The sequence below is a fragment of the Lentzea sp. NBRC 102530 genome, assembly GCF_030269365.1.
Lineage (GTDB): Bacteria > Actinomycetota > Actinomycetes > Mycobacteriales > Pseudonocardiaceae > Lentzea.
Map to the genome: position 1 here is coordinate 116,737 of NZ_BSTF01000012.1, position 26,674 is coordinate 143,410.

Here is a 26,674-nt window from a genome sequence, read left to right on the forward strand (position 1 = left end):
GTTGAACTCTCGTGGCGAGGTTGGCCATCCGTGTCGTCCAGGCCAGGCGCATCGGGTAAGCATGTGCGCGGAAGAGGGGAAGGTGCATGAGCCTGCACGTCGCGGTCGACTTCGGCACGTCGAGCACCTGCGTCGCGATCTCCGCGCACGGGCGGGAGCCGCAGGTCGTCGTGTTCGACGGCCAGCCGCTGGTGCCGTCCGCCGTGTTCGCGGCCGCGGACGGGACCCTGTTCGTCGGGCAGGAGGCCGAGCGGCAGGCCGCTGTGGACCCCGCCCGGTACGAGCCCCACCCGAAGCGCCGGGTCGACGAGGGGGAGTTGCTGCTCGGCAGCACCGTGCTGCCCGTCGTGGACGTCGTGCGCGCGGTGCTGGCACGGGCCGTGGGCGAGGCGCGGCGGGTCGCCGGTGGCGCTCCGGTGGACCTGCTGGTGCTCACGCACCCCGCTGACTGGGGAACGGTGCGCACTCGGGTGCTGATGCAGGCGGCGCGCGGGCTCGGGCGCGAGTTGGTGCTGGTGCCCGAGCCGGTGGCGGCCGCCGTGTTCCATTCGGCGAGCCACTCGGTGCCGGACGGGGCGGCGCTCGCCGTGCTGGATCTCGGTGGCGGCACGGTCGACGCGAGTGTGGTGGCCCGGACCGGGAAGAGCTTCCGGGTGCTGTCGGCCAAGGGCGATCCCAGCTTCGGCGGTGCCGACGTCGACCAGGCGTTGCTCGAGCACGTCGGCGGGCTGGTCGCGGCCAAGGACCCCGAGGCGTGGCGGCAGCTCGTCGAGGGACGCGAGATGGCCGACCGGCGCAAGCGGCGGGTGCTGCGCCAGGACGTGCGCGGCGCCAAGGAGACGTTGTCCCGGCACGCCTACACCGACGTGCCGATGCCGCCGCCCTTCCCCGACGCGCACGTGACGCGGTCGGACCTCGAGCAGTTGATCGCCGCGCCGCTCGGCAGGGCCGCCGCGCTCGCCGCGGCCGCCGTCCGCGACGCCGGGGTCGCGCCCCAGCAGCTCGCCGGGGTGTTCCTGGTGGGCGGGTCCAGCCGGATCCCGCTCGTCGCGCGGCTGGTGCACGACCAGCTGCGGGTGGTGCCGACGAGCATCGACCAGCCGGAGACCGTGGTGGCCCGCGGTGCGCTGCGGGCCGTGAGCCTCGACCCCGAACGGACCGGTGGCGTCGACCGGCAGCCCGGCCCGTCGGGTGAGGTCACTCACAACATCAGGGTCGGCGAGGAGACCACCCGCAAGATCACCCGCCGCATCACGCCGCCGCCGCGGCAGTTCCCCCCGGCCTTTCCCCCGCAGGGGCCCCCGGCGCCCGCCAGGAAGAGCCGGGCGCCGTTGTTCGTGGCGATCGGGGTCGTCGCGGTGCTCGTCGCGGCCGGGATCGGCGGCTACTTCTGGCTCAAGCGGGAGGACGACCCCCAGACCCCGCCCGCCCCGTCCGGCAACCAGATCGCCGTCTACGACTACAGCTTCACCCTCCCGGACGGCTGGGAGCAGACCGGTGGCGCCGCCATTGATCGACAGGTGCTTTTGCAACCGATCGAGCGCACGAATTCCAACAGCAAACAACCCGACGCGCGTATTGCTGTGCAGGAGCAAACTCTCGAGTACGACAGCGACCGGGATAGTGCGCGCGCGTTGAGCGAGTTGAAGAACATGTACGAGGAACGCAAAAGCAAAGGCGACGGGGTCACCGACTTCGCCGACAACGCCACATTCGCGGGCAAGTCTGTTGTTCACTATCGCGAAGCGGTCGGGGAGACCGGCGTCGAGTGGTACATCCAGTTCTCCGGCGAACACCAGGTGAGCGTGGGCTGCCAGGCGTCCCGGGCCGCTCAGGACCAGGTCCGCACCGCCTGCGAGCAGGTCGTCCGCTCACTCGTCATCAAGTGATCCAGGGAGTCGCCGATGTCCGCCAATGAGGTCCTCGCCCGGTTCCGTGCCGAGGTCGGAGCGGCCGTCACCCGCGCCCGCCGCGCGTCGGGAGAGATCGGTGAACGCAATGCCAAGCTGCGGGAACGCACGCGTGACCTCGCGGCGCAGGCCCGTGAACGCAAGGTCGAGCCCGGTTCCCGGGTCACCCCGGCCGACGTCCGGGAGGCCGCCACCGGGTTCCGCTCCGACCGCGGTCTGGCCGTCGAGCAGGTGCCGGAGGCCGCCGAACTGACCGCGCCCCGTCCAGTTGAGACGGAGAAGCCGGCCACGCTGGGTTCCACCGCCGTCGCCGGTCCGAGTGGCCAACTTCCCCGTGTGAGTGACGATGACGAGGACTTTTCGCAGTCGCGAATCCTCTACTGAGGCCTGGTTTCACCCGGAGCCGTTTACTAGCGCAACTACTTCCAAAGAAGTCGCGACACGGCGGAACCGGCATGGCATGGTCTTGCGTCGTAAGGGACGTACGCACCAAGAAGTACGACCTGAAGTTCTCTGAAGGGGGCATCTCCCAATGGCATTGGAAGTTACCGCAGCCGAGCTCGACGCCCTGGCCAAGCAGATCATCGACGTCGATGGTCAGACGCAGGGCTCGCTCCGCCAGGTGCAGAACGCCGTCGACACCGTTTCCTCCTCGTGGTCTGGTGAGGCCTTCACGGCGTTCCAGAACCTGATGGGCCGCTTCCACGAGGACGCCCGCAAGCTGTCCGAGGCCCTCAACACCATCGCCGAGTCGATCGCGAGCTCCGCGGACGTCTACGCCCGCCAGGAAGAGGACAACAAGTCCTCCATCGGTGGTCTCGCCGGTCGCCTCAGCGGCAGCTGATCCCGGCTCGCACGCTCCGCAGTACCGCTCGACTTCTTTGAACAACCAAGACTTCTAGGGGAGATGAAATGTCGCTGAGGGTCACTTTCGCCGAGATCCAGAACGCTGCCAGCACGATCAACAGCCAGGCCACGCAGATCGACGGCCAGCTGTCCGACCTCAAGGCCGACGTCACCAAGACCCTCGCGGGCTACACCGGTGACGCCCGCGACCGTTACGAGGAGGCGCAGCGCAAGTGGGACGAGGCCGCTGCCGACCTGCAGAAGGTGCTCGCCGCCATCGGTACCGCCGTCGGCCAGGCCGGCGAGGCCTACGAGGCCGCTGAGAAGCAGAACGCCGGCCGCTGGTAAGCCTGCGCCGCCTCAACCGCTAGACCCCTTCGCGAGCCCCGGAACCACGTGGTCCGGGGCTCGCGTATGTCCTCGGCAGGTGGCTTCGGAGGACCCGTTTTGGTCCCCGCACCACCCATCCGGTATCTTCTGACGTTGTTGTGCGGTAGCTGGCGCCCGTGTGTGCCGCGCCTGTCTCGGAACCACCGCTTGGCCAGTCCAAGATCGGTCTGGGGCAACCGCCGCAGTGACCCCAGACGCAAGTGACGACGAGGTAGATCCGTGCGCACGTACAGCCCGAAGCCCGGTGAGGTGACCCGCACCTGGCACGTGATCGACGCCCAGGACGTGGTGCTCGGCCGGCTCGCCACCCAGGCCGCGACGCTGCTGCGCGGCAAGCACAAGCCGACCTACGCCCCTCACGTTGACACCGGTGACTTCGTGGTCATCATCAACGCTGACAAGGTCGCCCTGACCGGCTCGAAGCGGGACCAGGAGTTCCAGTACCGCCACTCGGGTTTCCCCGGCGGTCTGCGCAAGCAGTCCTTCGGTGAGGTCCTGGACACCCGTCCGGACCGCCTGGTGGAGAAGGCGATCAAGGGCATGCTGCCCAAGAACCGCCTCGGCCGTCAGATCGCGAACAAGCTCAAGGTCTACGCAGGCCCGAGCCACCCGCACGAGGCGCAGCAGCCCCAGGCCTTCGAGATCAAGAAGATCGCCCAGTGAGCGACGAGTACACCGAGGAAGTTCCTGTGACCACCCCTGAGAACGAGACCCCTGAGGTCGAGACCCCCGAGGTCGAGGCTGAGGTTGTCGAGGCCGAGGTCGTCGAGGCTCCTGAGGCCGAGGCCGCTGAGGCCGAGGTCGAGGAGACCTCCGCACCGGTGGTCGCGCCCTCGCTGAACGGCGCCGCGCACCTCGCGCAGACCGTCGGCCGCCGCAAGGAGGCCGTCGTCCGCGTCCGCCTCGTGCCCGGCACCGGCAAGTTCACCCTCAACGGCAAGACCCTTGAGGCGTACTTCCCGAACAAGGTGCACCAGCAGCTCATCCGTGAGCCGCTCGTCACCACGGAGAAGCCCGAGACGTTCGACGTCATCGCGAACCTGCGTGGCGGCGGCATCACCGGCCAGGCCGGTGCGCTGCGTCTCGCCATCGCGCGTGCGCTGATCGCGGTCGACTCCGAGGACCGCCCGGTCCTCAAGAAGGCCGGCTTCCTCACCCGTGACCCGCGGGTCAAGGAGCGCAAGAAGTACGGTCTGAAGAAGGCCCGCAAGGCGCCTCAGTACTCCAAGCGTTGATGCTCCACCGCGGGGCGGGCTGTGTCTGCGTTCGTCAGACCACTGCTCTTCCGCGGTGAGTGCGGGGAAACCCGCACTCCGAGCGTCATCCAGCTGTACCTGCGGGAGCAGCAGTTCACTCCGAACTGCTGCTCCCGCAGTGTTTTCCGGGTTTTCCGGGTGTGTCCCCGCCGCCTCGCAGTGTCCACATCGGAGGTTCCATGGCCCGCCTGTTCGGCACAGACGGAGTACGCGGTCTCGCCAACGCAGCTCTCACCCCCGAGCTCGCGATGTCCCTCGCCGCCGCCGCGGCACGCGTGCTCGCCGAGCACGACCGCTCCCACCGTCCCGTCGCCGTCGTCGGCCGCGACCCCAGGGCGAGCAGTGAGATGCTCGACGCCGCCGTCACCGCGGGCCTCACCTCGGCCGGCGCGGACGTGCTGCGCGTCGGCTCGCTGCCCACGCCGGCCGTCGCGTACCTGGTCGCCGCTCTCGGCGCCGACATCGGCGTGATGATCTCCGCCTCGCACAACGCGATGCCGGACAACGGGATCAAGCTCTTCGCGGCCGGCGGCCACAAGCTGCCCGACGCGGTCGAGGACGAGATCGAGCAGCACATGGGCCAGGGCTTCGACCGCCCCACCGGTGCCGCGATCGGCCGGGTGCGTGACGTGCCCGACTCCGAGACCCAGTACGTCGAGCACCTGCTCAAGGTCACGCCGCACCGCCTCGACGGCCTCAAGGTCGTGGTGGACTGCGCGAACGGTGCCGCGTCGGTGGCCGCACCGGACGCGTACCGCCGCGCCGGGGCCGAGGTGATCGCGATCAACGCGACCCCGGACGGCCTGAACATCAACGACGCCTGTGGTTCCACTCACATCGACGTGGTGGCCGCCGCCGTCCGCGAGCACGGCGCCGACCTCGGCATCGCGCACGACGGCGACGCCGACCGCTGCCTCGCCGTGGACGCCGACGGCAACCCGGTCGACGGCGACCAGATCCTCGCCGTCCTCGCCCTCGCCATGCGCGACGCCGGCGAACTCTTCGAGGACACCCTCGTCGCCACGGTCATGAGCAACCTGGGCCTGCACATCGCGATGCGCGAGTCCAAGATCAACCTGCGCACCACCGCCGTCGGCGACCGCTACGTGCTGCAGGACCTCAAGGCCGGCGGCTACTCGCTCGGGGGCGAGCAGTCCGGCCACGTCGTGCTCCCGGCCCACGCCACCACCGGCGACGGCCTGCTCACGGCGCTGCGCCTGATGGCCCGCATGGCCGAGACCGGCAAGTCGCTCGCCGACCTCGCCTCCGTGATGCGCCGCCTGCCGCAGGTCCTGATCAACGTGAAGGTCTCCGACAAGGCGGCCGTGGCGAAGGCCACGTCGGTCAGCGAGGCCGTCGCCGCCGTCGAGGCGGAGCTCGGCGAGACCGGCCGCGTGCTGCTGCGCCCGTCCGGCACCGAGCAGCTCGTGCGGGTGATGGTCGAGGCCACCAGTCACGAACAGGCCGAGTCGGCCGCGCAACGCCTGGCGGGTGTGGTTTCCTCGGTGCACTGAGGACGGACGGGGGCTGGAGATGACCGTGCTGATGTTGCTCGTACTCCTGGTTCTGCTGGGAGGTGCGGTAGCGGTCGTCATCGCCGTGGTGCTCGCGAACAAGCGCAAGGCCCAGCCCCCTCACCCACCACCGGGTTTCCCCCAGCGGGGGTACGTTCCGCAGGGCCATCCCCAGCAGCACCCCCAGCACCAGCACGGACATCCGCAGCAGCAGCCCTACCCGCAGGGGTACGGGCAGCAGCCGCCGCCTCCGCCCGGTCAGCCGTCCCCCTGGAACGGTGGTGACCCGCGATGAGGATCGGGCCCGTGCAGTTGATGGTCTTCCTGTTCATGCTCGTCGTGGCGGCCATCGTCGTGGTGGTCGTGGTCGTCGCCAAGAAGCAGAACCGCAAGCACCTGCCTCCGACCGGCTACGGCACCGAGCCCCCGCACCCGCTGCAGACTCAGCCACACCCACCACAGGGCCACGTCCCGCAGGGCTATTCGCCACAGGGTCACGCGCCCCGGGGTTATCCGCCGCAGGGTCACGCGCCGCAGGGTCACGCGCCGCAGGGATGGCAGCCGCAGAGCGCGCCCCCGCCGCCGCACCCGCCTGCCGGCCACCCGCAGCCCCACCCCGGCCAGGCCTACCCGCCTCCCGGTGGCCGGCCGCCGCCGAACAGCCGGTGACCTGTCCGCCACCCGATCAGCGGTGAACATCGGCGACAGCCTCCGAATGGCTGTTTACTAAGGCAACCGACATCGTGGAGCTCCGGTCGCCGCGCGACCTGAACTGGCACTGTATGGCGGAACCCGATGAGGCCGAATTGCGTCAGATCGGGGACGAAGGGGAGGCGGGAGATGTCTGGGTTCGGCGTGCAGTCCGGCGATTTGACCAAGGTGGCGGGGGCCTACGAGGCAGAAGGATCAGGTCTGATCCAGATGAAGGCCTCGGTGACACCGGGTGTGGGTGCCGGGCAGGTCGGCCGGAAGTTCCAGGGCGTCGCCGCCACCTACAAGACCTTCTTCGACCAGTTCGGTGTGAGCCTGGAGAAGTTCGGCAAGGAGGCGACCGGTATCGCCACTCGCCTGAAGGACGTCGCCAAGACGTACGAGTCGAACGAGGCGCAGACCTCGAGCCAGTTCAAGGGGTAACGAGTCGTGGCGGACCAGAACGAGATCAGGAAGCTCCTCGACGACCCGAACGTCACGCCGGAGACCAAGAAGGAACTCGTCCGCGCCCTCGCCGGCGCCGGTGCTCCCCAGGAAGAGGTCGAGCGCTACGGCAAGGCGAACGGTGTCGACGTCCCCGACGACCCGAGTGTCGGCGACCACGTCGTCGGAACGCTCCTCTCGCCGTTGACGCTGGGCTTCAGCGAGTCCAACAACATCCGCAAGGAGATCCAGCACGGCGCCTTCACCATGGAGGGCTCCGACGCGGACAAGCTCGTCAGCAAGGCCAAGGAGGAGCGCGAGCTCGGCTCCACCCAGAAGGTCCTGAACGAGCAGGGTGACGTCCCGAACAGCAACACGCTGCTCGACGCGGGCGCGCCGGGCCTGCGGTTCTTCGAGAAGTTCATCCCCGTCTACCAGAAGGCCGCCCCGGCCTGCGGGCACCAGGGTGCCGCCCCGAACCTCCAGGGCGACATCTACCGCGTGTACGACGAGGTGCGCGACATCGACTTCGCGAAGTTCCGCGAGGACGCGCACAAGATGACCGAGAACGTGAAGAAGGCGGAGGCCCACGACAACGCGCTGGGCACCGCCTGGAACGGCGTCGGCTCGTGGGAGGGCCCCGCCGCCGAAGCGGCGCGCGGCTACCACGACAAGTTCGCGACGACGTCGAAGACGTTCGTGCAGAAGGCGGGCACGGGTCCCGGTGCGATCACCGGTGGCGTGACCAACATGCAGAAGCACGTCAAGGACTTCGCGCAGCAGATCCACGACCAGTACTCGGAGAAGTGCGGCGGGCTGACGGTCGAGGAGGCCGAGACCGCGATCCGCCACGCCAACGGCGACCTCTTCGAGAACGACGGCGGCATCCTCGACTGGATCGCCGGAGTGCCCGGTCCGATCTCGGGCGCGATCATGGGGGCGATCTGCGGCGGTGGTCTGCCCGGCGCGCTCATCGGGCTCGGCTGGGGCACGTTCGTCGGCAACACCCGCGACAACATCATCAACGAGGCCAAGCAGAAGCTGAAGGCGCTCTGCGAGGAGTTCGACGGGAAGAAGAAGGCGTTCGACGGTTACTGCCAGGCCGTGCAGACCGGTGTGGACGGTGACTACAGGGTCATGTTCCAGGGCCTGGGCGACGCGTTCGGCGGCGACCCGTTCCAGCAGGTCGGTGACCCGCCCTCGTTCACCGACGCCGGCAAGGCCCGCAAGCCCGTCGACAACGGCGGTGGCGGCGGAACCCCGCCCGGTGGCGGAGGAAGTCCGTCCGGTGGTGGAAGTCCGTCCGGCGGCGGCGCGCCGGAGATGCCGAAGCCGGAGAACCCGCTCGACAAGGACGGCGACGGCAAGCCCGACGTCCCCGGCGACACCGACGGCGACGGCAAGCCGGACGACCTCGACGGTGACGGCAAGCCCGACCAGCCGAAGCCGGAAGAGGAGCTGGAGACCGTCACGGTCAAGGCCGGCGACAACACGATCAAGGTCACGGAGCCCGACTCGAACGGGCACGTGAAGATGACGATCGACACGCCGAAGGGCGAGCCGAAGACCTACGACCTCGACTTCAGCAAGAACCCCGAGGCCGCGAAGGCCCTGATGGGGCAGAACGGCACGCAGGCCATCACCAACATGGCCAACCAGCTCACCGCCACGACGCCCACCGCGGGCGGGCAGACCCCGGCGGCGGGCAGCACGCCGGCGCCCGGTGGCGGCGCGGCCCCGGCGGCGGGCCCGCTCGGTTCGGAGTCGAACCCGATCCCCGTCGAGGTCGGCGAGGACGGCAAGATCCACATCGAGCAGGACGGCGTCAACTTCACCGCCGAGGTGAACGCGGACACCGGCGAGATCAACATCAGCGCGGACGACGGCGACGGCACGCCCGACGAGATCGGGGTGTCGTTCGGCGAGGACGAGAACCCCGCCGCCCAGGACCGCGGCAGCGGTGGTGGCGGTGCCGAGGGCGGCAGGCTCGAGGACGGCCTGCGCACCCCGGACGGCGACTTCCCCGACGACGTCAGGACGCTGCCCGCCGAGGCGGGCTTCCAGCCGATGCCCGCCCCCGCGGGCGACTTCCAGACCATGCCCGCGCCCGCCGCGGGCGACCAGGTCTGGAGCGCGCCCGGCGAGACCGCCCCGGCGGCGCCGAACGTGGCGGAGCGCTTCCAGGACTCGATGGCCAGGAGCTTCATCGAGGACAACGGCATCATGCCGAGCGTCGGCGAGCCCAGGATCGCGGCGGACGCCCCGAGCCCGCAGTTCGCGCAGGCCTCGGACAGCACCACGACGTCCGGTGTCTCGTTCACCGGCGGTGCGGGTGGCAGCGGCGAGTCCGTGCTCGGCGGTTCGGCCGCGGACAGCGCGTGGACCAGCCCGAACTCGGGTGACAGCAGTGGCGGTTCGTTCAGCACGAACCCGTCCGAGGCGGGGCAGCCGGGGTCGGCCAGCCTGCCGACCCTGCAGGACGCCCACGGCCAGGCCCCGAGCGGTGCCGCGTCCGGCGGGATGATGGGCGGCGGCGGGATGATGGGCGGCGGCATGGCCGGTGCCGGAGCGGGCGGCCAGCAGGGCGGCGACTCCGAGCGCGGTGCCAGCCAGTGGCGCACCACGGGCACGTTGTTCGACGACGACAACAACAACCCGTTGAGCGCCATGCAGACCACGCTGGGCGAAGACCGAGGAGAGGCGGCCAACCCGTGGCGATGATCGGGGAAGTCAGCCCGCAGGTCCAGGCGGCGCTGGACGACAACCTCGCCAGGACCCGCCGCGCCACCGCGGAGGTGTCGGCGGACCTCAAGGCCAGCCAGGACAAGGTCGCCGCCGACATCGCCGCGCGCGAGGAGAAGCACAAGAGCGACCTGGCCGCCGCTCGCGAGAGCGCGGAGAACCTCGGAAAGCAGGGCGAACGGCAGCAGCCGCGCCGACCGCAGTGGGACCGCCCCGACCGCGGCACGGGCGAGATGGCGTTCGGCCCGGAGGACGACGACGGCGGCTACGCACCGCAGACGTCCACTCCGCCCGCACCGCACCCCGTGGCGCCGCCGGTCGCACCGCCGCCTCCGCCACCGGCACCGCCTGCCCGCCCGCGTCGCCCGGCGCCAGTGGACGACGATGACGACCTGAGCGGCCAGACCTGGCTCTCCTGAACGCGGAACGCCCCCGAAGCCGGTCGGCGTCGGGGGCGTTTCTCGTGGTCTCGTCGGCCGGACCTTCAGACGCGGCCCTGCCCGAGCGACCTGGCGGGTGGCAGGGCCTCCCGCTGGAAGGCCAGCTCGGCGTTCTTCACATCGCTGTCCAGCAGCTCGTCGTAGGTTCGCTCACCGGTCAGCACGCGCAGCAGGAACGCCGTCACGTACGCCCGCCCGAGCTTCTGCGCGCCGCGCTCGCCGTGCCCGTCGAGCATGAGCTCGCTCCAGTGCCGCCCCTCGGTGAAGCCGAGGTGCGAGGCCTTGGGCAGCAACCGGAGTTGCACCGGGCCACCCCACGCGGACGCGATCGCCTCGGCGTGGCCGACCGGCGGTGCGATGCGGTCCTCGCCCGCCGCGAGGTGCAGGCCGGGCGCGCGCACGGTCCTGGCCGCGTCGAGCGCCGAGGGGTGCGTCTCCGTTGCGGCCAAAGTCACAACGGCCCGGACGCGCTCTGCCTCGGAGGCCGCGAGGACCGCCGCGCCGCCGCCCATCGAGTGGCCCGCCAGGGCGAGCTTGGCGGGGTCGACGCTGATCTCCCCGGTGCCGAGGCGCACGCCGGTGCAGACGTCCAAAGTGGTCAGCAGGTTGGCCGCGAGGACGCGCGCGGACAGCAGCGGGCCGCGTTCCACGGCGGGGGCCGCGGCGACGACGCCCCAGGACGCCAGGTGCCGCAAAAGGCCGTGGTAGCGCCGTACGGGCTGCATCCAGCCGTGGCCGAACGCGACGGCGGGCAGGCCCAGGCCGGCGCGCGGGGTGAAGATCACGCCCGGCAGGCCCACCAGGGCGAGGTCACCGCGCAGCACGGGGTGCGGGCCAGGCCTGCTGAGCTGCTCGAGTGCCTGTTTCGCGGTCAGCGTGATCACGCGGCGAGCCATGTGCTGAACCGTAGTCGATCCTGTCGCGCGCACCACATCCGAGATTGGTCTACACCATATGTGGCCCTGACCAGTGCAAACAGTGGCCGCTCACTCATTAGGGTTAGCGGCGTGGTCTAGCTAGTCTGTTTTCCGTGTGCGGAATCGTGGGATACGTGGGTCACCAGTCGGCGCTCGACGTCGTGCTGGACGGGCTGAGGCGCCTCGAGTACCGGGGTTACGACTCGGCGGGCGTCGCGGTCGTGACGGGCGACGACCTCGCCGTCGAACGCAAGGCCGGGCGGTTGCAGAACCTGGAGACGCTGCTCGACGAGGTGGGTCGCGAGAACTTCGCGGGCACCGTCGGCATGGGTCACACCCGGTGGGCGACGCACGGCGCGCCGATCGACAGGAACTCGCACCCGCACCGCGACACGACGAACCGTGTCGCCGTGGTGCACAACGGCATCATCGAGAACTTCCTCGCGCTGCGCTCCGAACTCGAAGGGCTCGGCGTCGAGATGGCGTCCGACACCGACACCGAGACGGTCGCGCACCTCGTGTCGTTCGCCTACACCGAGGGCGACACGAAGGGTGACTTCGTCGCCAGCGTGCGCAAGGTCGTGAACCGCCTGGAGGGTGCGTTCACGCTCGTCTTCACGCACGCCGACGAGCCCGACACGGTCGTCGCCGCGCGCCGCAACTCGCCGCTGGTCGTCGGCGTCGGCGAGAACGAGTACTTCGTCGCGAGCGACGTGGCCGCGTTCATCGCGCACACCAAGGAAGCCGTCGAGCTGGGCCAGGACCAGATGGTCGTGCTCACCCGCTCCGGCTACGAGGTCACCGACTTCGCGGGCGAGCCCGCGCAGGCCAAGCCGTTCACGGTCAACTGGGACCTCAGCGCCGCCGAGAAGGGCGGCCACGAGTACTTCATGCTCAAGGAGATCGAGGAGCAGCCGGAGGCGCTGGCGAACACGCTGCGCGGCCACTTCGCGAACGGCCGGATCGTCCTCGACGAGCAGCGGCTGTCCGATCAGGACCTGCGCGACGTCGACAAGGTCTTCGTCATCGCATGCGGCTCGGCGTACCACTCGGGTCTCGTCGCGAAGTACGCGATCGAGCACTGGACGCGCCTGCCCGTCGAGGTCGAGCTCGCCTCGGAGTTCCGCTACCGCGACCCGGTGCTCGACCGCGACACGCTCGTCGTCGCCGTGTCGCAGTCCGGCGAGACCGCGGACACGCTGGAGGCCGTCCGCCACGCCCGTGCCCAGAAGGCGCGCGTGCTGGCCGTCTGCAACACCAACGGCGCGCAGATCCCGCGCGAGTCCGACGCCGTGCTCTACACGCACGCCGGCCCGGAGATCGGTGTCGCGTCGACGAAGGCGTTCCTCGCCCAGATCGCCGCGAACTACCTCGTCGGCCTGGCGCTGGCGCAGGCGCGCGGCACCAAGTACCCGGACGAGGTCGCCCGCGAGTTCCACGAGCTGGAGGCCATGCCCGAGGCGGTGCAGCGGGTCCTCGCCACGAGCGAGCAGGTCCGCGCGCTCGGCCGTGAGCTCGCCGACTCGAAGGCGGTGCTGTTCCTCGGCCGCCACGTCGGCTACCCGGTGGCGCTGGAAGGCGCGCTGAAGCTCAAGGAACTCGCCTACATGCACGCCGAGGGCTTCGCGGCGGGCGAGCTCAAGCACGGCCCGATCGCGCTGATCGAGCAGGACCTGCCGGTCGTCGTGGTCATGCCGTCGCCGAAGGGCCGCGCCGTCCTGCACTCGAAGCTGGTGTCCAACATCAGCGAGATCCAGGCCCGCGGCGCCCGCACGATCGTGATCGCCGAGGAGGGCGACGAGACGGTCCGCCCGTTCGCCGACCACCTGATCGAGATCCCGGCCGTCCCGACGCTGCTGCAGCCGCTCATCTCCACGGTGCCGTTGCAGATCCTCGCTGCCGAGATCGCGTCCGCTCGCGGCTACGACGTCGACAAGCCTCGCAACCTCGCGAAGTCCGTTACCGTCGAGTGAGTTGACCCCGCAGGGCAAAGGGGAAAGATGCGGAGCGTCTGGCACACCGAACGCGTCAAGTCCGCTGAAGCCGAGCTCATGGCGGTGGTTCCGCCGGGCTCGCTGATGCGCAAGGCCGCGTTCGGTGTGGCCACCCACGCCCTGCGACTGCTTTCCGGACGTCGTCGCGTCACGTTGCTGGTCGGCGCCGGCAACAACGGTGGCGACGCGTTGTGGGCCGGCTACTTCCTGCGCCGCCGCGGGGTTTCCGTGTCTGCGGTGTTGCTGTCTCCTGAGAAGGCCCACGCCGAGGGGCTGTCGGCTTTTCGGCGTGCAGGCGGCCGGATCGTCACCGAGGTCGGCACCCCGGACCTGGTGATCGACGGCATCGTCGGTCTCTCCGCGCGCGGCCCGTTGCGTCCGGCGGCGGCGGAACTGGTGGCTTCGGTCCGCGCCCCGATCCTGGCCGTGGACCTGCCGTCCGGCATCGACCCGGACACCGGTGAGATCTCCGGGCCGCACGTGCGGGCGCACACCACCGTCACGTTCGGCTGCCTCAAGCCCGTGCACGCCCTGGCCGACTGCGGCGAGGTGCACCTGGTCGACATCGGGCTGCGGCCTTCCGACCCGGACTTCGTGCTGCTGGACCGCGCGGACGTCGCGTGGCCGGTGCCCGGTCCGTCCGACGACAAGTACACCCAGGGCGTCACGGGCGTGGCCGCCGGCAGTTCGACCTATCCGGGCGCCGCGGTGCTGTCGACCGGCGCGGCCGTCCTCGCGACCTCGGGCATGGTCCGCTACGCGGGTCCGGCCGCCGACGCCATCCGCGCGCGCTGGCCCGAGACGATCTGCACGGGGTCGATCACCGACGCCGGGCGCGTCCAGGCCTGGGTCGTCGGGCCGGGCATGGGCACCGGGCCGTCGTCGGCCGAGGTGCTGAGGTTCGTGCTGGACGCCGGGGTGCCGACGATCGCCGACGCGGACGCCATCACGCTGCTGGCCTCGAACCCGTCCCTGTGGGACGCCCGCGACCCCGACGCCGCGCTGGTGCTCACCCCGCACGACCGCGAGTTCGAACGCCTGGCCGGCCCGGTGGGCGCGGATCGCGTTGCGGCCGCCCGGAAAGCCGCACGCCGGTTCAACGCCGTGGTGCTGCTGAAGGGGCACCGGACGGTGGTGGCGGCCCCGGACGGACGGGCGCTGGTGAACTCGGCGACCTCGTCCTGGCCCGCGACGGCCGGGTCGGGCGACGTGCTGTCGGGACTCATCGGCGCGCTGCTGGCGAGCGGCCTGGACCCGTTCCTGGCGGCGGGGTACGCGGCGTACGCGCACGTGCTGGCGGCGGAACTCGGGGCGAACGGCGCACCGGTGCCCGCGTCGGGGCTGATGGAGGCGATCCCGGACGCGATCCGGACGATCTTGTCGGTGCCGTCTGGGAGAATTGAACCAGGGGACCCCCTGGAGGGGACCCCTGCGTGAGCGCTCGCTCACACTCCTGAGCTGCGTCCTCATGGCACGATGAACAGGTTATGGCTCGTTCAGAAGTTGTCGTCGACCTAGGCGCGCTGCGGCACAACGTCGCCCTGCTCGCCGGTCTCGCGCCGTCCTCGGACACGATGGCCGTCGTCAAGGCGGACGGGTACGGCCACGGCGCGGTCCAGGTCGCCCGCGCGGCACTGGAAGCCGGTGCCACCTGGCTCGGTTCGTGCAGCACGCAGGAAGCCCTCGCCCTCCGCGCCGCGGGCATCCGGGCGCCGATCCTCGCCTGGCTCGACGCGCCCGACGAGGACCTGGCCGCCGGGCTCGCGGCGGACGTCGACATGTCCGTGGCCTCGCTGGCCGACCTGCGCCGGGTCGAGGCGGCCGCGGCGGAGGCCGACGCCCGGCCGCGATTGCACCTGAAGATCGACACCGGCCTCAGCCGCAACGGGTGCCAGCCGCAGGACTGGCCCGAGTTGGTCGAGCGGGCGAAGAAGCACGAGGTGGTGGCCATCTGGTCGCACCTCGCCTCCGCCGACGAGATCGGCGACCCGTCGATCGACCTGCAGGCCAAGCGGTTCGACGACGCGTACGAGGTCGCGAGGGCCGCGGGGCTCGACCCGAAGAGGCACATCGCCAACTCGGCGGCCCTGCTGACGAGGCCCGACCTGCACTTCGACCTGGTCCGGCCCGGCATCGCGATGTACGGGCTGAACCCGGTGCCGACCAAGCACGACCTCAGGCCCGTGATGAGCTACCGGTCGCACGTGGCGCTCACGAAACGCATCCCCGCCGGCGAGTCGGTCTCCTACGGGATGACATGGACCGCGCAGCAGGACACGACGCTGGCGCTGGTGCCGGCGGGCTATGCGGACGGTGTCCCGCGCGCGCTCTCCGGACGGATGGAGGTGCTGCTGCACGGGAAGCGCCGGCCGGTGGTCGGGCGTGTCTGCATGGACCAGATCGTCGTGAACTGCGAGGACGACGAGGTGCCGGAGGGTGCCGAGGTCGTCCTGTTCGGCGACGGGAGCCGGGGAGAGCCGACGGCGACGGAGTGGGCGGAGCTGACCGGGACGATCGACTACGAGATCGTCTGCGGGATGTACCGGCCGCGAGTGCGGAGGATCTACACGTGAAGCCGGTGTGGAAGGTCGTCGGGTGGGTCGGCGGCGCCGTCGGTGCCGTCGTGGCCGGTGCCGCCGTGGCGCAGACCGCGAAGGTCTCGCACGAGCGCAAGACCGCGTCGGACAGCCTCGCCGACGAGCCGCTGGGGCAGCTCAGGCCCGATCGCGAGTCGACGGTCGCCGCGGAGGACGGGGTGCCGATCTCCGTCGAGGAGGTCGACCCGAACGACGGGGGCGAGCCGGACATCACGGTCGTGCTGGTGCACGGGTTCGCGCTGGACCGGCGGTGCTGGCACTTCCAGCGGCGCGACCTCGCCGAGCTGATCGACCCGCGCGTGCACCAGGTGCTGTACGACCAGCGCAGCCACGGGCGGTCCGGGCGCTCGACGCCGGAGAACAGCACGATCGAGCAGCTCGCGCTGGACCTCGACTCGGTGATCCGCAGCGTGGTGCCGGACGGGCCGCTGGTGCTCGTCGGGCACTCCATGGGCGGCATGACGATCATGGCGCTGGCCGAGAAGCACCCCGAGCTGTTCGAGGAACGGGTGCGCGGCGTCGCGCTGATCGGCACGGCCGCCGGTGCCGTCGGTGGCGCGGGGCTGCCCAAGTCCGTGCTGTCGCGGTACAACCCGGTGACGCTCGGCGTGGGACGGCTCGCGGGTGTGCAGCCGGGGCTGGTCGAGTGGGTGCGCAAGAGCGCCAAGAGCCTCACGTGGAGCGGTATCCGCATGGGGGCGTTCGGCGACCGCAGGGTGGCTCCGTCCCTTGTGGACCTGATGGAGCAGATGATCAACGGGACCACGGTGAAGGTGCTCACCGAGTTCCTGGAGACCCTCGGCACGCACGACCGCTACAAGGCGCTGGCCGGGTTGCGGCACTGCGAGGTGCTGATCCTGAGCGGCGACGCGGACAGGCTCACGCCGTTCTCGCACGCCGAGCGGATGGCCGAGGAGATGCCGCACGCCACCCTCGTCCGGGCCCCCGGTGCCGGGCACATGGTGATGATGGAGCAGGCTGATCTCGTCAACGACCACCTGGTCGCGCTCGTCGAACGGTGCGCGACCGATCGCGGAGAGAGTCGGAAGAAGTGGTGGCGCCGAGCGTGAAGACCGTCGAACTGCCGTTGGTGGAGGACACCGAGGAGTTCGGCCGCAAGCTGGGTGAACTCGTGCGTGCGGGCGACCTGCTGCTGCTCGCCGGGCCGTTGGGCGCCGGCAAGACGGCGTTCGTGCGCGGGCTCGCGCGGGGCATGGGCGTGCAGGGCAGGGTGTCGTCGCCGACGTTCGTCGTCGCGCGCGTGCACGAACCGGCCGAGGGGCGGAGCGTGCGGCTCGTGCACGTCGACGCGTACCGGCTCGGGGGTCACCTGGACGAGCTCGACGACCTCGACCTGGACACCGACCTGGTCGACGCCGTCGTCGCCGTGGAGTGGGGCGAGGGCGTCGCGGAGCGCCTGAACGATGATCATCTGCTGATCCGTCTCGAACGCGGAACCGACGACGTTCGCACAGCTCAGCTGATCCCGCAGGGCGAGTGGGTCGATCGTCCCCTGCCTGTGTGACCTTCTCTGCCGCATGGGGTGACGTCCATTAAGGACAGAGCGTGACGGGCCGATGAGAGTCGCATGATCAAGAAGACGCTCTTCGCAACCGCAGTCATCGGTGGCGCGCTGCTCGCGGCCGCTGCTCCCGCTTCCGCCGGCGAGCACGACCGCCACGGCGGCATCAGCGTTGCCGACAACCTCTGCGCCGCGCCGTGGCAGTGGAACGGCCCGTTCTCGCTGCTGCACGAGGGTCACGCGCCCGGCTACGCCGCGTGCAACGACAACCACGCCGCCGGCGGCCACGGCATCAGCGTGCTGAACAACGCCTGCGTCGCGCCGTGGCAGTGGAACGGCCCGCTCGAGATCTTCACGGTCGACCACTCGCCGTCCTACGTCGCCTGCAACGGCAACTCGGCTGGCTGACCGACGGACGTCAGCGGATGGCCGAACGAGCCCGTCGGCCATCCGCTGACAGTCCTCTCAGGACAACTCCTTCTTGAGGACCTTGCCCATCTCGTTGCGCGGCAACGCCTTCAGGAAACGCACGACTCGCGGCCTCTTGTGCGGCGAGAGCAGTTTCGCGACGTGGTCGCTCAGTGCCGATGGTTCCGGCGCTTCGCCCGCTGGAACCACCCAGGCCACGATCCGCTCGCCCAGGTCGTCGTCCGGCTCGCCCGTCACCGCCACCTCGGCCACCGACGGATGCTCGAGCAGCACGTTCTCGATCTCGCCCGCACCGATCTTGTAGCCACCGCTCTTGATCAGGTCCGTGGCCCTCCGCCCGACGATGCGGACGTACCCGTCGGGATCGCGCACCGCCATGTCGCCCGTCCGGAACCAGCCGTCCCGGAACGCCGCCCCGGTCGCGTCAGGACGGTTGAGGTACTCCAGGAACAGGTTCGGCCCGCGCACCTCGATCTCGCCGATCGCCCCCTGCTCGACCTCGTGGCCCTGCTCGTCCACGACCCGCACGTCGACGCCGTCCACCGGCAGGCCGACCGCGCCGGGCCTGCGGTCGCCGTCGAACCGCACGCTGACGTTCATCAGCGTCTCGCTCATGCCGTACCGCTCGACGATGCCCTGCCCGGTGGCCCCGGCGATCCGCGCGTGGTCGCTCGCGGGCAGCGCCGCGCTCCCGGACACCAGCAGGCGGGCCTTCCCGAACTGCTCGGCGAGGGCATGGTCGTTCTCCACGGCCTCGGCGATGCGGTGGTACATCGTCGGGACGCCGAACATCATCGTGGCGCCGTTCTGCAGTTCGTGGCCGATCGCTTCGGGCGAGAACTTCACGTGCCGGACCGAGCCGCCGAGCCGCAGCGGTCCGAGGATCCCGATGCCCAGGCCGTGCACGTGGAACAACGGCAGGCCGTGCACCAGCACGTCGTCGGCGGTCCACTGCCAGGCCTTGGAGAGCGCGTCGATGTTGGACGTCAGTGCGCGGCGGGGCAGCACGACACCTTTGGGTGGCCCGGTCGTGCCCGAGGTGTAGATGACCAGGGCGGGCGTCTCGGGACCTGGTTCCGCGAACGTTCCAGGCTCGCCGAACACGATCGGTTCGTCGCGCAGCACCAGATCAGGCCGGCTGTCGCCGAGGATGTGCTCCAGTTCGCGTTCGCCGAGCTTGGGGTTGAGCGGCACGATCGCCACCCCTGCCAGCACCCCGGCGACGACCGCCACGCAGGTCTCCAGCGTCGAGGTCGCCCACACCGCGACCCTCGTGTGGTCGCGCAGCCGTTCCGCCAGGGTCCCCGCGGCGTGGTGGAGCTCGGCGTACGTCAGAGACCGGTCTCCGAAGCGCAGAGCCTCGCGGTCACTCGGTTCAGCGAACATCTCCCCAGGGTCGTACGAGGTCCTGGAGGACGCATCGGAAGTGTGGGTTCGGACACGTACTACCCTGGACAATCGTGCTAGTGCTCGCCGTCGACACGGCCACCCCCGCAGTCACCGCCGGTGTGGTCGAACTCGCGCCAGACTCCCCGCCGCGCCTGCTCGCGAAGCGGGTGACGCTCAACGCCAAGGCGCACGGCGAGCTGCTCACCCCGCACATCAGCGACGCCCTGGCGGAAGCCGGCAAGACCTACGCCGACCTCGACGCGATCGTCGTCGGCGCGGGCCCCGGTCCGTTCACCGGCCTGCGGGTCGGCCTCGCCACCGCCGCCGCGCTCGGCCAGGCCCTCAACCGCCCGGTCTACCCGGTCGCGACCACCGACGCGCTCGCCAAGGACGCCGCCAGCGGCCACCCGCTGCTGGTCGCGACCGACGCGCGGCGCAAGGAGGTCTACTGGGCCGCCTACGACGCCGCCGGCCGCCGCACGGACGGGCCGCACGTCGAACGCCCGCAGGACCTCGCCGAGAAGCTGCCCGCGCTGGGCGTGCACCAGGCGACCGGCGAGGGGGCCGAGATCTACGCCGAGGTCCTGGGCCTCGAAACCCTCGACGCGAAGCACCCGAGCCCCGAGGGCCTCGTCGCCGCCGCGGCCGCCGAGGTGCTCGCGCAGGCCCGTCCCGCCGCGCTCACCCCGCTCTACCTGCGCCGTCCTGACGCCGTCGAGCCCACCGGGCGCAAGCGGGTGACCAGGGCATGACCACCGGCACCGTCACGCTCGCGCCCCTGCGGCACGCCGACGTGCCCAGGTGCCACGAGATCGAGCTGGCGTTGTTCCCCGGTGACGACCCGTGGAGCGAGAAGTCGTTCCACAGCGAGCTCGACAACGGCAACTACTACGTCGGCGCGCACGCCGACGGTGAGCTGATCGGGTACGCCGGGCTCGCCGCCAGCCCGTACGAGGCCAGCGTTCACACGATCGCGGTCGTGACGTACTGGCAGGGCAAGGGCGTCGGCAGGAAGCTCCTGCAGGACCTGCTCGCGCGGGTCGACGAACTCGGCGTCCCGGTGTTCCTCGAGGTCCGCACGGACAACGAGCCCGCGATCGCGATGTACCTGGCGCACGGCTTCGAGCACCTCGGCCTGCGCCGCCGCTACTACCAGCCGTCGGGTGCCGACGCGTACACGATGGGAAGGCCTGCCCAAAATGTCTGATCGCCTGATCCTGGGCATCGAGAGCTCGTGCGACGAGACGGGCTTCGGCATCGTCCGCCTGGGCGACGACGGCTCGCTCGAACTGCTCGCCGACGAGGTCGCCTCCAGCGTCGAGGAGCACGCCCGCTTCGGTGGCGTCGTGCCCGAGGTCGCCTCGCGCGCCCACCTCGAAGCGCTGGTCCCGACCATGCGCCGCGCGCTCGACACCGCCGAGGTCGAGCTCTCCCAGATCCACTCCATCGCCGTCACCGCGGGCCCCGGCCTCGCCGGCGCGTTGCTGGTCGGCGTGTCCGCCGCGAAGGCGTACGCGGCCGCGCTCGGCAAGCCGCTCTACGGCGTGAACCACCTCGCGGGCCACGTCGCCGCGGACACGTTGCAGCACGGCGCGTTGCCGGACCGCTGCCTCGCGCTGCTGGTGTCCGGCGGCCACTCGCAGCTGCTGCTGATCGAGGGCGGTCTCGCCAACTCGATCACCGAGATCGGCTCCACCGTGGACGACGCGGCGGGCGAGGCCTACGACAAGGTCGCGCGGCTGCTCGACCTGCCGTACCCCGGCGGCCCGCCCATCGACAAGCTCGCCAAGCAGGGCAACGGCTGCGCGATCGCGTTCCCGCGCGGTCTCACCGGCCCGCGCGACGCGAAGTACGACTTCTCGTTCTCCGGCCTGAAGACCTCGGTCGCCCGCTGGGTCGAACGCGCCGAACGCGCCGGCGAGGAGGTCCCGCTGGCCGACGTCGCCGCGTCGTTCCAGGAGGCCGTCGCGGACGTGCTGACCGCCAAGGCGATCCGCGCAGCGAAGGACCTGGACGTCGGCACGCTGGTCATCTCCGGCGGGGTCGCGGCGAACTCACGGCTGAGCGGGCTCGCCGCCGAGCGCTGTGCCGAGGCGGGCATCGAACTGCGCGTGCCGAGGCCCCGCTTCTGCACCGACAACGGCGCGATGATCGCGGCACTCGGGGCGCACCTGGTCGCGGCGGGCGCCAAGCCGTCCTCGATGGACATCTCGACCAACCCGGGCCTACCGGTCAACACGGTCCAGATCTTCTGATCACAGCTTGTTGAGGCCCGGTTTTCCATCCTCGACCACGAACGTCGCCTTCGTGGAGATCGGAGAGCCGGGCCTCGTCACGTAGTCGAGGCCTCGGAAGTCCGTGCGCAGCTCATCGGGCGTGAAGCGGGTGAGTGTGTAACCGCGCCGGTTGTTGAAGTACTTCACGTGCGGGTTCTCGCGCAGCCACAGCGGTGTCTCGGCGTACTCCTCCGACCCGTCCCCACCGGCCGTGATCGACGTGGTGACCAACTCGGTCGCCAACGTCCGGGACGACGGGTCGTCCCAGCGCTCCTTGACGTCCGCGCCCCACGCCGCGTGCACGTCCCCGGTCAGCACGATCGGGTTCCGCACGTCCGCGAACCCGGCCACCACCCGGTCGCGGTCGGCGACGTAGCCGTCCCACGCGTCCAGCAGGAACTTGTCGACCTCGCCGGGGATGTAGTCGTACTGCGAGAAGAACACCTGCTGGCCGAGCACGTCCCAGCGCGCCTGCGCGTCCCGCAAGCCGGTGAACAGCCAGTCCTCCTGCGCCGCGCCGAGCATCGTGCGGTCCGGCTCGAGGCGTTCCGGGCAGAGCTGGAGGCCGTCCCCGCAGGCCTGGTCGGTGCGGTACTGGCGGGTGTCGAGCATGTGGAACGTCGCGAGCCCACCCCACCGGATCCGCCGGTACAGCCTTGATGACCTGCGCAAAGGCATGTTCTCGTAGTAGGCCTGGATGGCGGCGGCCCTGCGCGCCGGGAAGTTCGGCTGCGGCTTGTCCGGCAGCAGGCCCGCCCAGTTGTTGTCGATCTCGTGGTCGTCCCAGATCACCGACCAGGGCGCCACGGCGTGCGCCGCCTGCAGGTCGGGGTCGGTCTTGTACTGGGCCTGACGGCGGCGGTAGCCCGCGAGCGTCGTGGTGGTCGGGCCCTCGACGTGCCGGACGTTGCCGCTCGGGGCCACGTGGATGCCGGCCTCGTACTCGTAGGTGTAGTCGCCGAGGTGCAGGACCAGGTCCGGCTCGTCCTCGGCCATGCGCTGGTAGGCCGTGAAGTAGCCGTGCTCGTACTGCGCGCACGATGCGAAGGCCATCGTCAGCGGTACCTGCAGCACGTTCGGAGGGGGCGCTGTGCGCGTGCGGCCCGTACGAGAGAGGTGGTTGAGGGCCTTGAACCGGTAGTAGTACTCGCGGCCGGGTGCCAGGCCGACCAGTTCGACGTGGACGCTGTGCGCCTCCTCCGGTCGAGCCGTGGTGGAGCCGCGTTGCACGATCCGGGTGAATCGTTCGTCGTCGGCGACCTGCCACTCGACCTCGAACGGACGGGCCGGCAGGCCGCCCAGACCGTCGTCGGCGAGCGGGTCGAGGGCCAGCCGCGTCCACAGGACCACCCCGTCGGGTGTCGGGTCTCCCGAGGCCACACCGAGCGTGAACGGGTCGCCGGGACGCGCCGACGCGGTGACCGAGAACGCTGTGAGTCCGGCCACGCCTGCGAGCAGCAGCGTTCGGCGAGTCAACGGGGACATGCCCTGAATACGGCTCCCAGAGGGTGATCGGTTCGGGGGTCTCGTTGAAGGCTTGGCACTCTCGTGGGTAGAGTGCCAACTGCACGGCACCAGCACCGCCCCGACCCCCGCGACGGCGGGGTGGCAGGAGCCGTTGAACACGAACCTGCCAAAGACCCGTGGAGGTCATCCCGGTGAGCGTGAACATCAAGCCGCTTGAGGACAAGATCGTTGTCCAGGCCTCGGAGGCCGAGACGACCACTGCCTCCGGCCTCGTGATCCCGGACACCGCGAAGGAGAAGCCCCAGGAGGGCAAGGTCCTCGCGGTGGGTCCCGGCCGCATCGACGACAAGGGCAACCGCGTCCCGCTGGACGTGGCTGTCGGCGACGTCGTCATCTACTCGAAGTACGGCGGCACCGAGGTCAAGTACAACGGCGAGGAGTACCTCATCCTCTCCGCGCGCGACGTGCTGGCCGTCGTCAACTAGACGCAGCGGCTGTCATGCCTGACGCCCCGGCGCCCCATCCGGGGACTCCGGGGCGTTTCGCTTTCCCGCGGCTCACCCGCGGCTCAATTGAGGATTGGTAATGGCAAAGCAGATCAGCTTCGACGAGGACGCTCGTCGGGCGCTCGAGCGCGGCGTGAACAAGCTCGCCGACACGGTCAAGGTCACCCTTGGCCCGCGTGGGCGCCACGTCGTTCTCGACAAGAAGTTCGGTGGCCCGACGGTCACCAACGACGGTGTGACGATCGCGCGCGAGATCGAGCTGGACGACCCGTTCGAGAACCTCGGCGCTCAGCTCGCCAAGTCGGTCGCCACCAAGACCAACGACGTCGCGGGCGACGGCACCACCACCGCCACCGTGCTGGCGCAGGCCCTGGTCAAGGAAGGCCTGCGCAACATCGCCGCGGGCGCCAACCCGACCGCGCTCGGCCGTGGCATCCAGGCCGCCGCCGACGCCGTCGTGGACGCGCTCAAGGGCAAGGCCACCCCGGTCAAGGGCCGCGAGAACATCGCGCAGGTCGGCACCGTCTCGTCGCGTGACGAGTCCATCGGCGCCCTGCTCGGCGAGGCCATCGAGCGCGTCGGCGAGGACGGTGTCATCACCGTCGAGGAGTCGTCCACGCTCGCGACCGAGCTCGCGATCACCGAGGGCGTGCAGTTCGACAAGGGCTACGTGTCGACGCACTTCTCGACCGACCTCGAGGCGCAGGAGGCCGTCTACGAAGACGTCCGCATCCTGCTGCACCGCGAGAAGATCTCGGCCCTGGCCGACGTCCTCCCGATCCTCGAGAAGGTCGCGGAGTCCGGCAAGCCGCTGCTGATCATCGCCGAGGACGTCGAGGGCGAGGCCCTGTCCACGCTGGTGGTCAACGCCGTCCGCAAGACCCTGAAGGTCGTCGCCGTGAAGGCGCCGTTCTTCGGCGACCGCCGCAAGGCGTTCCTGGACGACCTCGCGGTCGTCACCGGCGGCGAGGTGATCTCCACGGAGATCGGCCTCAAGCTGTCCGAGACCACGCTCGACCAGCTGGGCTCCGCCCGCCGCGTCGTCGTGACCAAGGACGACACCACGATCGTCGACGGTGGCGGCACCAAGGCCGACATCGCCGGCCGCGCGGAGCAGCTCCGCCGCGAGATCGAGGCCACGGACTCCGACTGGGACCGCGAGAAGCTGCAGGAGCGCCTCGCGAAGCTCTCCGGCGGCATCGCCGTGATCAAGGTCGGCGCCGCCACCGAGACCGAGCTCAAGGAGCGCAAGCACCGCATCGAGGACGCGGTCGCCGCTACCAAGGCCGCGGTCGAGGAGGGCATCGTCCCCGGCGGTGGCTCCGCTCTCGTGCACGGCTCCAAGGTGCTCGACGGCGGCCTCGGCCTGTCCGGTGACGAGGCCACGGGTGTCGCGCTCGTCGCGAAGGCCCTGTCCGCGCCGCTGTTCTGGATCGCCACCAACGCGGGCCTCGAAGGCGCCGTCGTGGTGAACAAGGTCCGCGAGGGCGAGTGGGGCTTCGGCATCAACGCCGCCAAGCTCGAGTTCGGCGACCTGCTGGAGCAGGGCATCATCGACCCGGTCAAGGTGACGCGTTCCGCCGTCGCCAACGCCGCCTCGATCGCGCGCATGGTCCTCACGACCGAGAGCGCCGTCGTGGAGAAGAAGGCCGAGGAGCCGCTGTCGTCCGCTGCCGCGGGCCACGGCCACGGTCACGGCCACTGAGTTGTCCGTCCCGCCTCCGGCGGGACGGCGAGTTCGCCGGGAAGCCGGCGTGCTCGCTTGACGGAATGGGCGCAGCGAACTCGCTGGCGCGCTGAAGTTCGAGCTCAAATAAAACCGGCTCGGCACCATTCGTTTGGTGCCGAGCCGGTTTTGTTGTTCAGACTATTGCCAATTGTCGCTTTCGTGCCTTGATGATGTGGTCGCGCTCCGATTCCGAGAGCCCGCCCCAGATTCCGTAGGGTTCCTGCACCGCCAGCGCGTGTTTGCGGCACATCTCCAGCACCGGGCAGGCGAGGCAGACAGCCTTGGCGCGAGCTTCCCGCCGTGCTCTCGCCGGACCCCGTTCGCCGTCGGGGTGGAAGAAGAACGCACTGTCCATGCCCCGGCACGAACCGCGCATCTGCCAGTCCCACAGATCTGCGTTGGGACCGGGGAGCCTTCGGGTGTCCGCCATCGAGACCGCCTCCGTGACGACTGCTCCATTCGGCTTAACGATGATCCACCGTAGAACCGCGTCAAAACTTGTTCAAGAGGCTGAAGACCCTTATCAACTGATGGGTGACGGCACGCGTGTTCGATCACTCACCGCCCGGAGTTGCCGCCCGGATGAGGTGAACGGAACATGGCTCTCGTGATGACACCGCCGGAGCACAGGTCTGCCGGGAGTCACACGACTGAGCCCCTTCTCTCAGTGGCCGCGGTGGCCAGGCGACTCGGCGTGGCTCCCGCCACCCTGCGCACCTGGGACCGCCGCTACGGACTCGGTCCGACGGGCCACACCGTTGGGCGGCACCGGAAATACGGCCCGCCCGATGTGGCCAGACTCGAATTGATGCAACGCGCTCTTCTTCGTGGCGCGTCCTCCGCGGAGGCGGCCCGTTTCGCGCTCGACTCGAAATCGTCGATGACCCACGGAGAGGTTCCCGTCGCCCCATCGGGTGGACGTGGTCTCAAAATGCCCGGAGCGTCTCGATTGGCGCGTGGACTGGGCCGCGCCGCCGTCGCGATGGACTCGATCTCCGTCCAGGAGATGCTGGCCGACTCGCTCGCGTCCGAGGGCGTGATCGCCACCTGGAACGAGGTCGTCCGGCCCGTGCTGACGGCCGTCGCCGCGCGCTGGCAGCTCTCCGGGGCGGGCGTGGAGGTCAAGCACCTGTTGAACGAGTGCGTGCTCGCTGCGTTCGTGCGTGCCACACCGCTCGTGACGAACGGGCGCAACCATCGGCCCGTGTTGCTCGCGTGCATGCCGGAGGAGAGGCACAACCTTCCTCTCTATCCGTTGGCCGCGGAGCTCGCCCACAGAGGAGTGGTGGTGCGGCAGCTGGGGGCGGCGCTGCCGGTGGACGCGCTGGCCTCGGCGGTGCGCCGGACCGCGCCGGCGGCGGTGGTGCTGTGGGCGCAGTTGCCCCGGTACGCCGACGCCGGGGTGATCGCCGCGCTGCCCAGGACGCGGCAGCAGGTGCGGGTGTTCGTGGGCGGGCCCGGCTGGCGGCGCGGGGTGGTGACCGCTCCGGCCGAACGGGTGGAGGACCTCGCCGCCGCCGTGGACGCCGTCGAGGCAGCCGTCACCTGACCGAACACCGCCTTCCTCAGGCCGGTCGGCCACCCGCTGCCCGGCCGCCTGTTGCCCGGCCGCCTGT

General features: G+C 70.4%; 28 protein-coding genes and 1 pseudogene. 25 read left to right on the forward strand and 4 right to left on the reverse strand.

Features of this window, described 5'->3' with window-relative positions; genetic code table 11:
* Positions 1-86 precede the first annotated feature (86 nt).
* From QSK25_RS29715 to QSK25_RS29770, 12 genes are all read left to right on the forward strand, one after another.
* A complete protein-coding gene (locus tag QSK25_RS29715; protein ID WP_285643121.1) occupies positions 87-1,889 on the forward strand; it encodes a type VII secretion-associated protein in 1,803 nt (600 codons plus the stop codon).
* A gap of 15 nt (positions 1,890-1,904) precedes the next feature.
* Complete coding sequence (locus tag QSK25_RS29720; RefSeq protein ID WP_285643123.1) at positions 1,905-2,294, forward strand: hypothetical protein; 390 nt, start codon at positions 1,905-1,907, stop codon at positions 2,292-2,294.
* Positions 2,295-2,442: 148 nt separating this feature from the next.
* Positions 2,443-2,754 carry a WXG100 family type VII secretion target gene (locus tag QSK25_RS29725; RefSeq protein ID WP_285643124.1) on the forward strand — a complete coding sequence of 104 codons (312 nt, stop codon included), beginning with the start codon at positions 2,443-2,445 and terminating at the stop codon, positions 2,752-2,754.
* Between the two features lie 68 nt (positions 2,755-2,822).
* Positions 2,823-3,104, forward strand: a complete 282-nt coding sequence (locus QSK25_RS29730) for a WXG100 family type VII secretion target (RefSeq protein WP_285643125.1) — start codon at positions 2,823-2,825, stop codon at positions 3,102-3,104.
* 261 nt (positions 3,105-3,365) lie between these two features.
* Entirely contained in the window at positions 3,366-3,809 is a 444-nt protein-coding gene (rplM, locus tag QSK25_RS29735) for a 50S ribosomal protein L13 (RefSeq protein ID WP_285643126.1), read from the forward strand.
* Positions 3,810-3,835: 26 nt separating this feature from the next.
* Positions 3,836-4,381, forward strand: a complete 546-nt coding sequence (gene rpsI / locus QSK25_RS29740) for a 30S ribosomal protein S9 (RefSeq protein WP_285643128.1) — start codon at positions 3,836-3,838, stop codon at positions 4,379-4,381.
* Positions 4,382-4,581: 200 nt separating this feature from the next.
* Positions 4,582-5,916 (forward strand): phosphoglucosamine mutase, encoded by a 1,335-nt coding sequence (gene glmM / locus QSK25_RS29745; protein WP_285643129.1) that lies wholly within the window; start codon positions 4,582-4,584, stop codon positions 5,914-5,916.
* Between the two features lie 19 nt (positions 5,917-5,935).
* Positions 5,936-6,211, forward strand: a complete 276-nt coding sequence (locus QSK25_RS29750) for a hypothetical protein (RefSeq protein WP_285643131.1) — start codon at positions 5,936-5,938, stop codon at positions 6,209-6,211.
* The gene (locus tag QSK25_RS29755; RefSeq protein ID WP_285643133.1) at positions 6,208-6,585 is read left to right on the forward strand and encodes a hypothetical protein; all 378 of its coding nucleotides are present in this window, start codon (positions 6,208-6,210) and stop codon (positions 6,583-6,585) included. The genes QSK25_RS29750 and QSK25_RS29755 overlap by 4 nt, the downstream gene beginning before the upstream one ends.
* Before the next feature lie 171 nt (positions 6,586-6,756).
* The gene (locus QSK25_RS29760) at positions 6,757-7,050 is read left to right on the forward strand and encodes a hypothetical protein (RefSeq protein WP_285643134.1); all 294 of its coding nucleotides are present in this window, start codon (positions 6,757-6,759) and stop codon (positions 7,048-7,050) included.
* Between the two features lie 6 nt (positions 7,051-7,056).
* Positions 7,057-9,771 (forward strand): hypothetical protein, encoded by a 2,715-nt coding sequence (locus QSK25_RS29765; protein ID WP_285643135.1) that lies wholly within the window; start codon positions 7,057-7,059, stop codon positions 9,769-9,771.
* Positions 9,768-10,211, forward strand: coding sequence for a hypothetical protein (locus tag QSK25_RS29770; protein WP_285643137.1), 444 nt, complete (start codon positions 9,768-9,770; stop codon positions 10,209-10,211). The genes QSK25_RS29765 and QSK25_RS29770 overlap by 4 nt, the downstream gene beginning before the upstream one ends.
* A gap of 65 nt (positions 10,212-10,276) precedes the next feature.
* Here QSK25_RS29770 and QSK25_RS29775 read toward each other — a convergent pair whose 3' ends face one another.
* Entirely contained in the window at positions 10,277-11,128 is an 852-nt protein-coding gene (locus tag QSK25_RS29775) for a dienelactone hydrolase family protein (protein ID WP_285643138.1), read from the reverse strand.
* Positions 11,129-11,262: 134 nt separating this feature from the next.
* Between QSK25_RS29775 and glmS the strand changes: the two genes are divergently transcribed.
* The 6 genes from glmS (at position 11,263) to QSK25_RS29805 (ending at position 17,670) form a co-directional block, all read left to right on the forward strand.
* Positions 11,263-13,122, forward strand: a complete 1,860-nt coding sequence (gene glmS / locus QSK25_RS29780) for a glutamine--fructose-6-phosphate transaminase (isomerizing) (protein ID WP_285643139.1) — start codon at positions 11,263-11,265, stop codon at positions 13,120-13,122.
* A gap of 27 nt (positions 13,123-13,149) precedes the next feature.
* Positions 13,150-14,580 carry an NAD(P)H-hydrate dehydratase gene (locus tag QSK25_RS29785; RefSeq protein ID WP_285643140.1) on the forward strand — a complete coding sequence of 477 codons (1,431 nt, stop codon included), beginning with the start codon at positions 13,150-13,152 and terminating at the stop codon, positions 14,578-14,580.
* A gap of 50 nt (positions 14,581-14,630) precedes the next feature.
* Positions 14,631-15,716, forward strand: coding sequence for an alanine racemase (gene alr / locus QSK25_RS29790; protein ID WP_285643142.1), 1,086 nt, complete (start codon positions 14,631-14,633; stop codon positions 15,714-15,716).
* On the forward strand, positions 15,713-16,810 hold the full coding sequence (locus QSK25_RS29795; protein ID WP_285643143.1) for an alpha/beta fold hydrolase: 1,098 nt from the start codon (positions 15,713-15,715) through the stop codon (positions 16,808-16,810). Before alr ends, QSK25_RS29795 begins: the two co-directional genes overlap by 4 nt.
* Entirely contained in the window at positions 16,807-17,265 is a 459-nt protein-coding gene (tsaE, locus tag QSK25_RS29800; RefSeq protein ID WP_285643144.1) for a tRNA (adenosine(37)-N6)-threonylcarbamoyltransferase complex ATPase subunit type 1 TsaE, read from the forward strand. The genes QSK25_RS29795 and tsaE overlap by 4 nt, the downstream gene beginning before the upstream one ends.
* A 63-nt stretch (positions 17,266-17,328) precedes the next feature.
* Entirely contained in the window at positions 17,329-17,670 is a 342-nt protein-coding gene (locus QSK25_RS29805) for a hypothetical protein (protein ID WP_285643145.1), read from the forward strand.
* A gap of 57 nt (positions 17,671-17,727) precedes the next feature.
* On the opposite strand, the gene QSK25_RS29810 is transcribed toward QSK25_RS29805, so the two are convergent.
* Positions 17,728-19,077: an acyl-CoA synthetase gene (locus tag QSK25_RS29810; RefSeq protein ID WP_285643146.1), complete on the reverse strand. Its 1,350-nt coding sequence runs from the start codon at positions 19,075-19,077 to the stop codon at positions 17,728-17,730.
* Positions 19,078-19,151: 74 nt separating this feature from the next.
* Between QSK25_RS29810 and tsaB the strand changes: the two genes are divergently transcribed.
* From tsaB to tsaD, 3 genes are read left to right on the forward strand one after another with little or no spacing between them, the layout of a single operon-like run.
* On the forward strand, positions 19,152-19,832 hold the full coding sequence (gene tsaB, locus QSK25_RS29815) for a tRNA (adenosine(37)-N6)-threonylcarbamoyltransferase complex dimerization subunit type 1 TsaB (RefSeq protein ID WP_285643147.1): 681 nt from the start codon (positions 19,152-19,154) through the stop codon (positions 19,830-19,832).
* A complete protein-coding gene (gene rimI / locus QSK25_RS29820; protein ID WP_285643148.1) occupies positions 19,829-20,287 on the forward strand; it encodes a ribosomal protein S18-alanine N-acetyltransferase in 459 nt (152 codons plus the stop codon). Before tsaB ends, rimI begins: the two co-directional genes overlap by 4 nt.
* Positions 20,280-21,335 carry a tRNA (adenosine(37)-N6)-threonylcarbamoyltransferase complex transferase subunit TsaD gene (gene tsaD / locus QSK25_RS29825; protein WP_285643149.1) on the forward strand — a complete coding sequence of 352 codons (1,056 nt, stop codon included), beginning with the start codon at positions 20,280-20,282 and terminating at the stop codon, positions 21,333-21,335. Before rimI ends, tsaD begins: the two co-directional genes overlap by 8 nt.
* Here the strand turns inward: tsaD and QSK25_RS29830 are convergent, their stop codons facing one another.
* Positions 21,336-22,841, reverse strand: a complete 1,506-nt coding sequence (locus tag QSK25_RS29830; protein WP_285643150.1) for an alkaline phosphatase D family protein — start codon at positions 22,839-22,841, stop codon at positions 21,336-21,338.
* 173 nt (positions 22,842-23,014) lie between these two features.
* Here QSK25_RS29830 and groES point away from each other — a divergent pair, with 173 nt between their 5' ends.
* Positions 23,015-23,308, forward strand: a complete 294-nt coding sequence (gene groES, locus QSK25_RS29835) for a co-chaperone GroES (protein ID WP_030478362.1) — start codon at positions 23,015-23,017, stop codon at positions 23,306-23,308.
* A gap of 100 nt (positions 23,309-23,408) precedes the next feature.
* Positions 23,409-25,034: a chaperonin GroEL gene (groL, locus tag QSK25_RS29840; protein ID WP_285643151.1), complete on the forward strand. Its 1,626-nt coding sequence runs from the start codon at positions 23,409-23,411 to the stop codon at positions 25,032-25,034.
* A 157-nt stretch (positions 25,035-25,191) separates the two neighbouring features.
* On the opposite strand, the gene QSK25_RS29845 is transcribed toward groL, so the two are convergent.
* On the reverse strand, positions 25,192-25,488 hold the full coding sequence (locus tag QSK25_RS29845) for a WhiB family transcriptional regulator (protein ID WP_089915132.1): 297 nt from the start codon (positions 25,486-25,488) through the stop codon (positions 25,192-25,194).
* 180 nt (positions 25,489-25,668) lie between these two features.
* On the opposite strand from QSK25_RS29845, the pseudogene QSK25_RS45475 reads away from it, so the two are divergent.
* Positions 25,669-25,854: pseudogene (locus tag QSK25_RS45475) on the forward strand (MerR family transcriptional regulator); the annotation flags it as partial.
* A gap of 153 nt (positions 25,855-26,007) precedes the next feature.
* The gene (locus tag QSK25_RS45480; protein WP_352236565.1) at positions 26,008-26,607 is read left to right on the forward strand and encodes a hypothetical protein; all 600 of its coding nucleotides are present in this window, start codon (positions 26,008-26,010) and stop codon (positions 26,605-26,607) included.
* The last annotated feature ends 67 nt before the right edge of the window (positions 26,608-26,674 follow it).

Excerpts from the sequence above, each read along its gene's own strand:
- alr (WP_285643142.1), top strand. The coding sequence starts at position 14,631 with ATGGCTCGTTCAGAAGTTGTCGTCGACCTAGGCGCGCTGCGGCACAAC.
- QSK25_RS29750 (WP_285643131.1), top strand. The coding sequence starts at position 5,936 with ATGACCGTGCTGATGTTGCTCGTACTCCTGGTTCTGCTGGGAGGTGCG.
- QSK25_RS29785 (WP_285643140.1), top strand. The coding sequence starts at position 13,150 with ATGCGGAGCGTCTGGCACACCGAACGCGTCAAGTCCGCTGAAGCCGAG.
- QSK25_RS29805 (WP_285643145.1), top strand. The coding sequence starts at position 17,329 with ATGATCAAGAAGACGCTCTTCGCAACCGCAGTCATCGGTGGCGCGCTG.
- groL (WP_285643151.1), top strand. The coding sequence starts at position 23,409 with ATGGCAAAGCAGATCAGCTTCGACGAGGACGCTCGTCGGGCGCTCGAG.
- QSK25_RS29720 (WP_285643123.1), top strand. The coding sequence starts at position 1,905 with ATGTCCGCCAATGAGGTCCTCGCCCGGTTCCGTGCCGAGGTCGGAGCG.
- QSK25_RS29715 (WP_285643121.1), top strand. The coding sequence starts at position 87 with ATGAGCCTGCACGTCGCGGTCGACTTCGGCACGTCGAGCACCTGCGTC.
- QSK25_RS29755 (WP_285643133.1), top strand. The coding sequence starts at position 6,208 with ATGAGGATCGGGCCCGTGCAGTTGATGGTCTTCCTGTTCATGCTCGTC.
- QSK25_RS29760 (WP_285643134.1), top strand. The coding sequence starts at position 6,757 with ATGTCTGGGTTCGGCGTGCAGTCCGGCGATTTGACCAAGGTGGCGGGG.
- QSK25_RS29730 (WP_285643125.1), top strand. The coding sequence starts at position 2,823 with ATGTCGCTGAGGGTCACTTTCGCCGAGATCCAGAACGCTGCCAGCACG.
- glmM (WP_285643129.1), top strand. The coding sequence starts at position 4,582 with ATGGCCCGCCTGTTCGGCACAGACGGAGTACGCGGTCTCGCCAACGCA.
- QSK25_RS29830 (WP_285643150.1), bottom strand. The coding sequence starts at position 22,841 with ATGTCCCCGTTGACTCGCCGAACGCTGCTGCTCGCAGGCGTGGCCGGA.
- QSK25_RS29845 (WP_089915132.1), bottom strand. The coding sequence starts at position 25,488 with ATGGCGGACACCCGAAGGCTCCCCGGTCCCAACGCAGATCTGTGGGAC.
- QSK25_RS29810 (WP_285643146.1), bottom strand. The coding sequence starts at position 19,077 with ATGTTCGCTGAACCGAGTGACCGCGAGGCTCTGCGCTTCGGAGACCGG.
- QSK25_RS29770 (WP_285643137.1), top strand. The coding sequence starts at position 9,768 with ATGATCGGGGAAGTCAGCCCGCAGGTCCAGGCGGCGCTGGACGACAAC.
- rimI (WP_285643148.1), top strand. The coding sequence starts at position 19,829 with ATGACCACCGGCACCGTCACGCTCGCGCCCCTGCGGCACGCCGACGTG.
- QSK25_RS29775 (WP_285643138.1), bottom strand. The coding sequence starts at position 11,128 with ATGGCTCGCCGCGTGATCACGCTGACCGCGAAACAGGCACTCGAGCAG.
- QSK25_RS29725 (WP_285643124.1), top strand. The coding sequence starts at position 2,443 with ATGGCATTGGAAGTTACCGCAGCCGAGCTCGACGCCCTGGCCAAGCAG.
- tsaD (WP_285643149.1), top strand. The coding sequence starts at position 20,280 with ATGTCTGATCGCCTGATCCTGGGCATCGAGAGCTCGTGCGACGAGACG.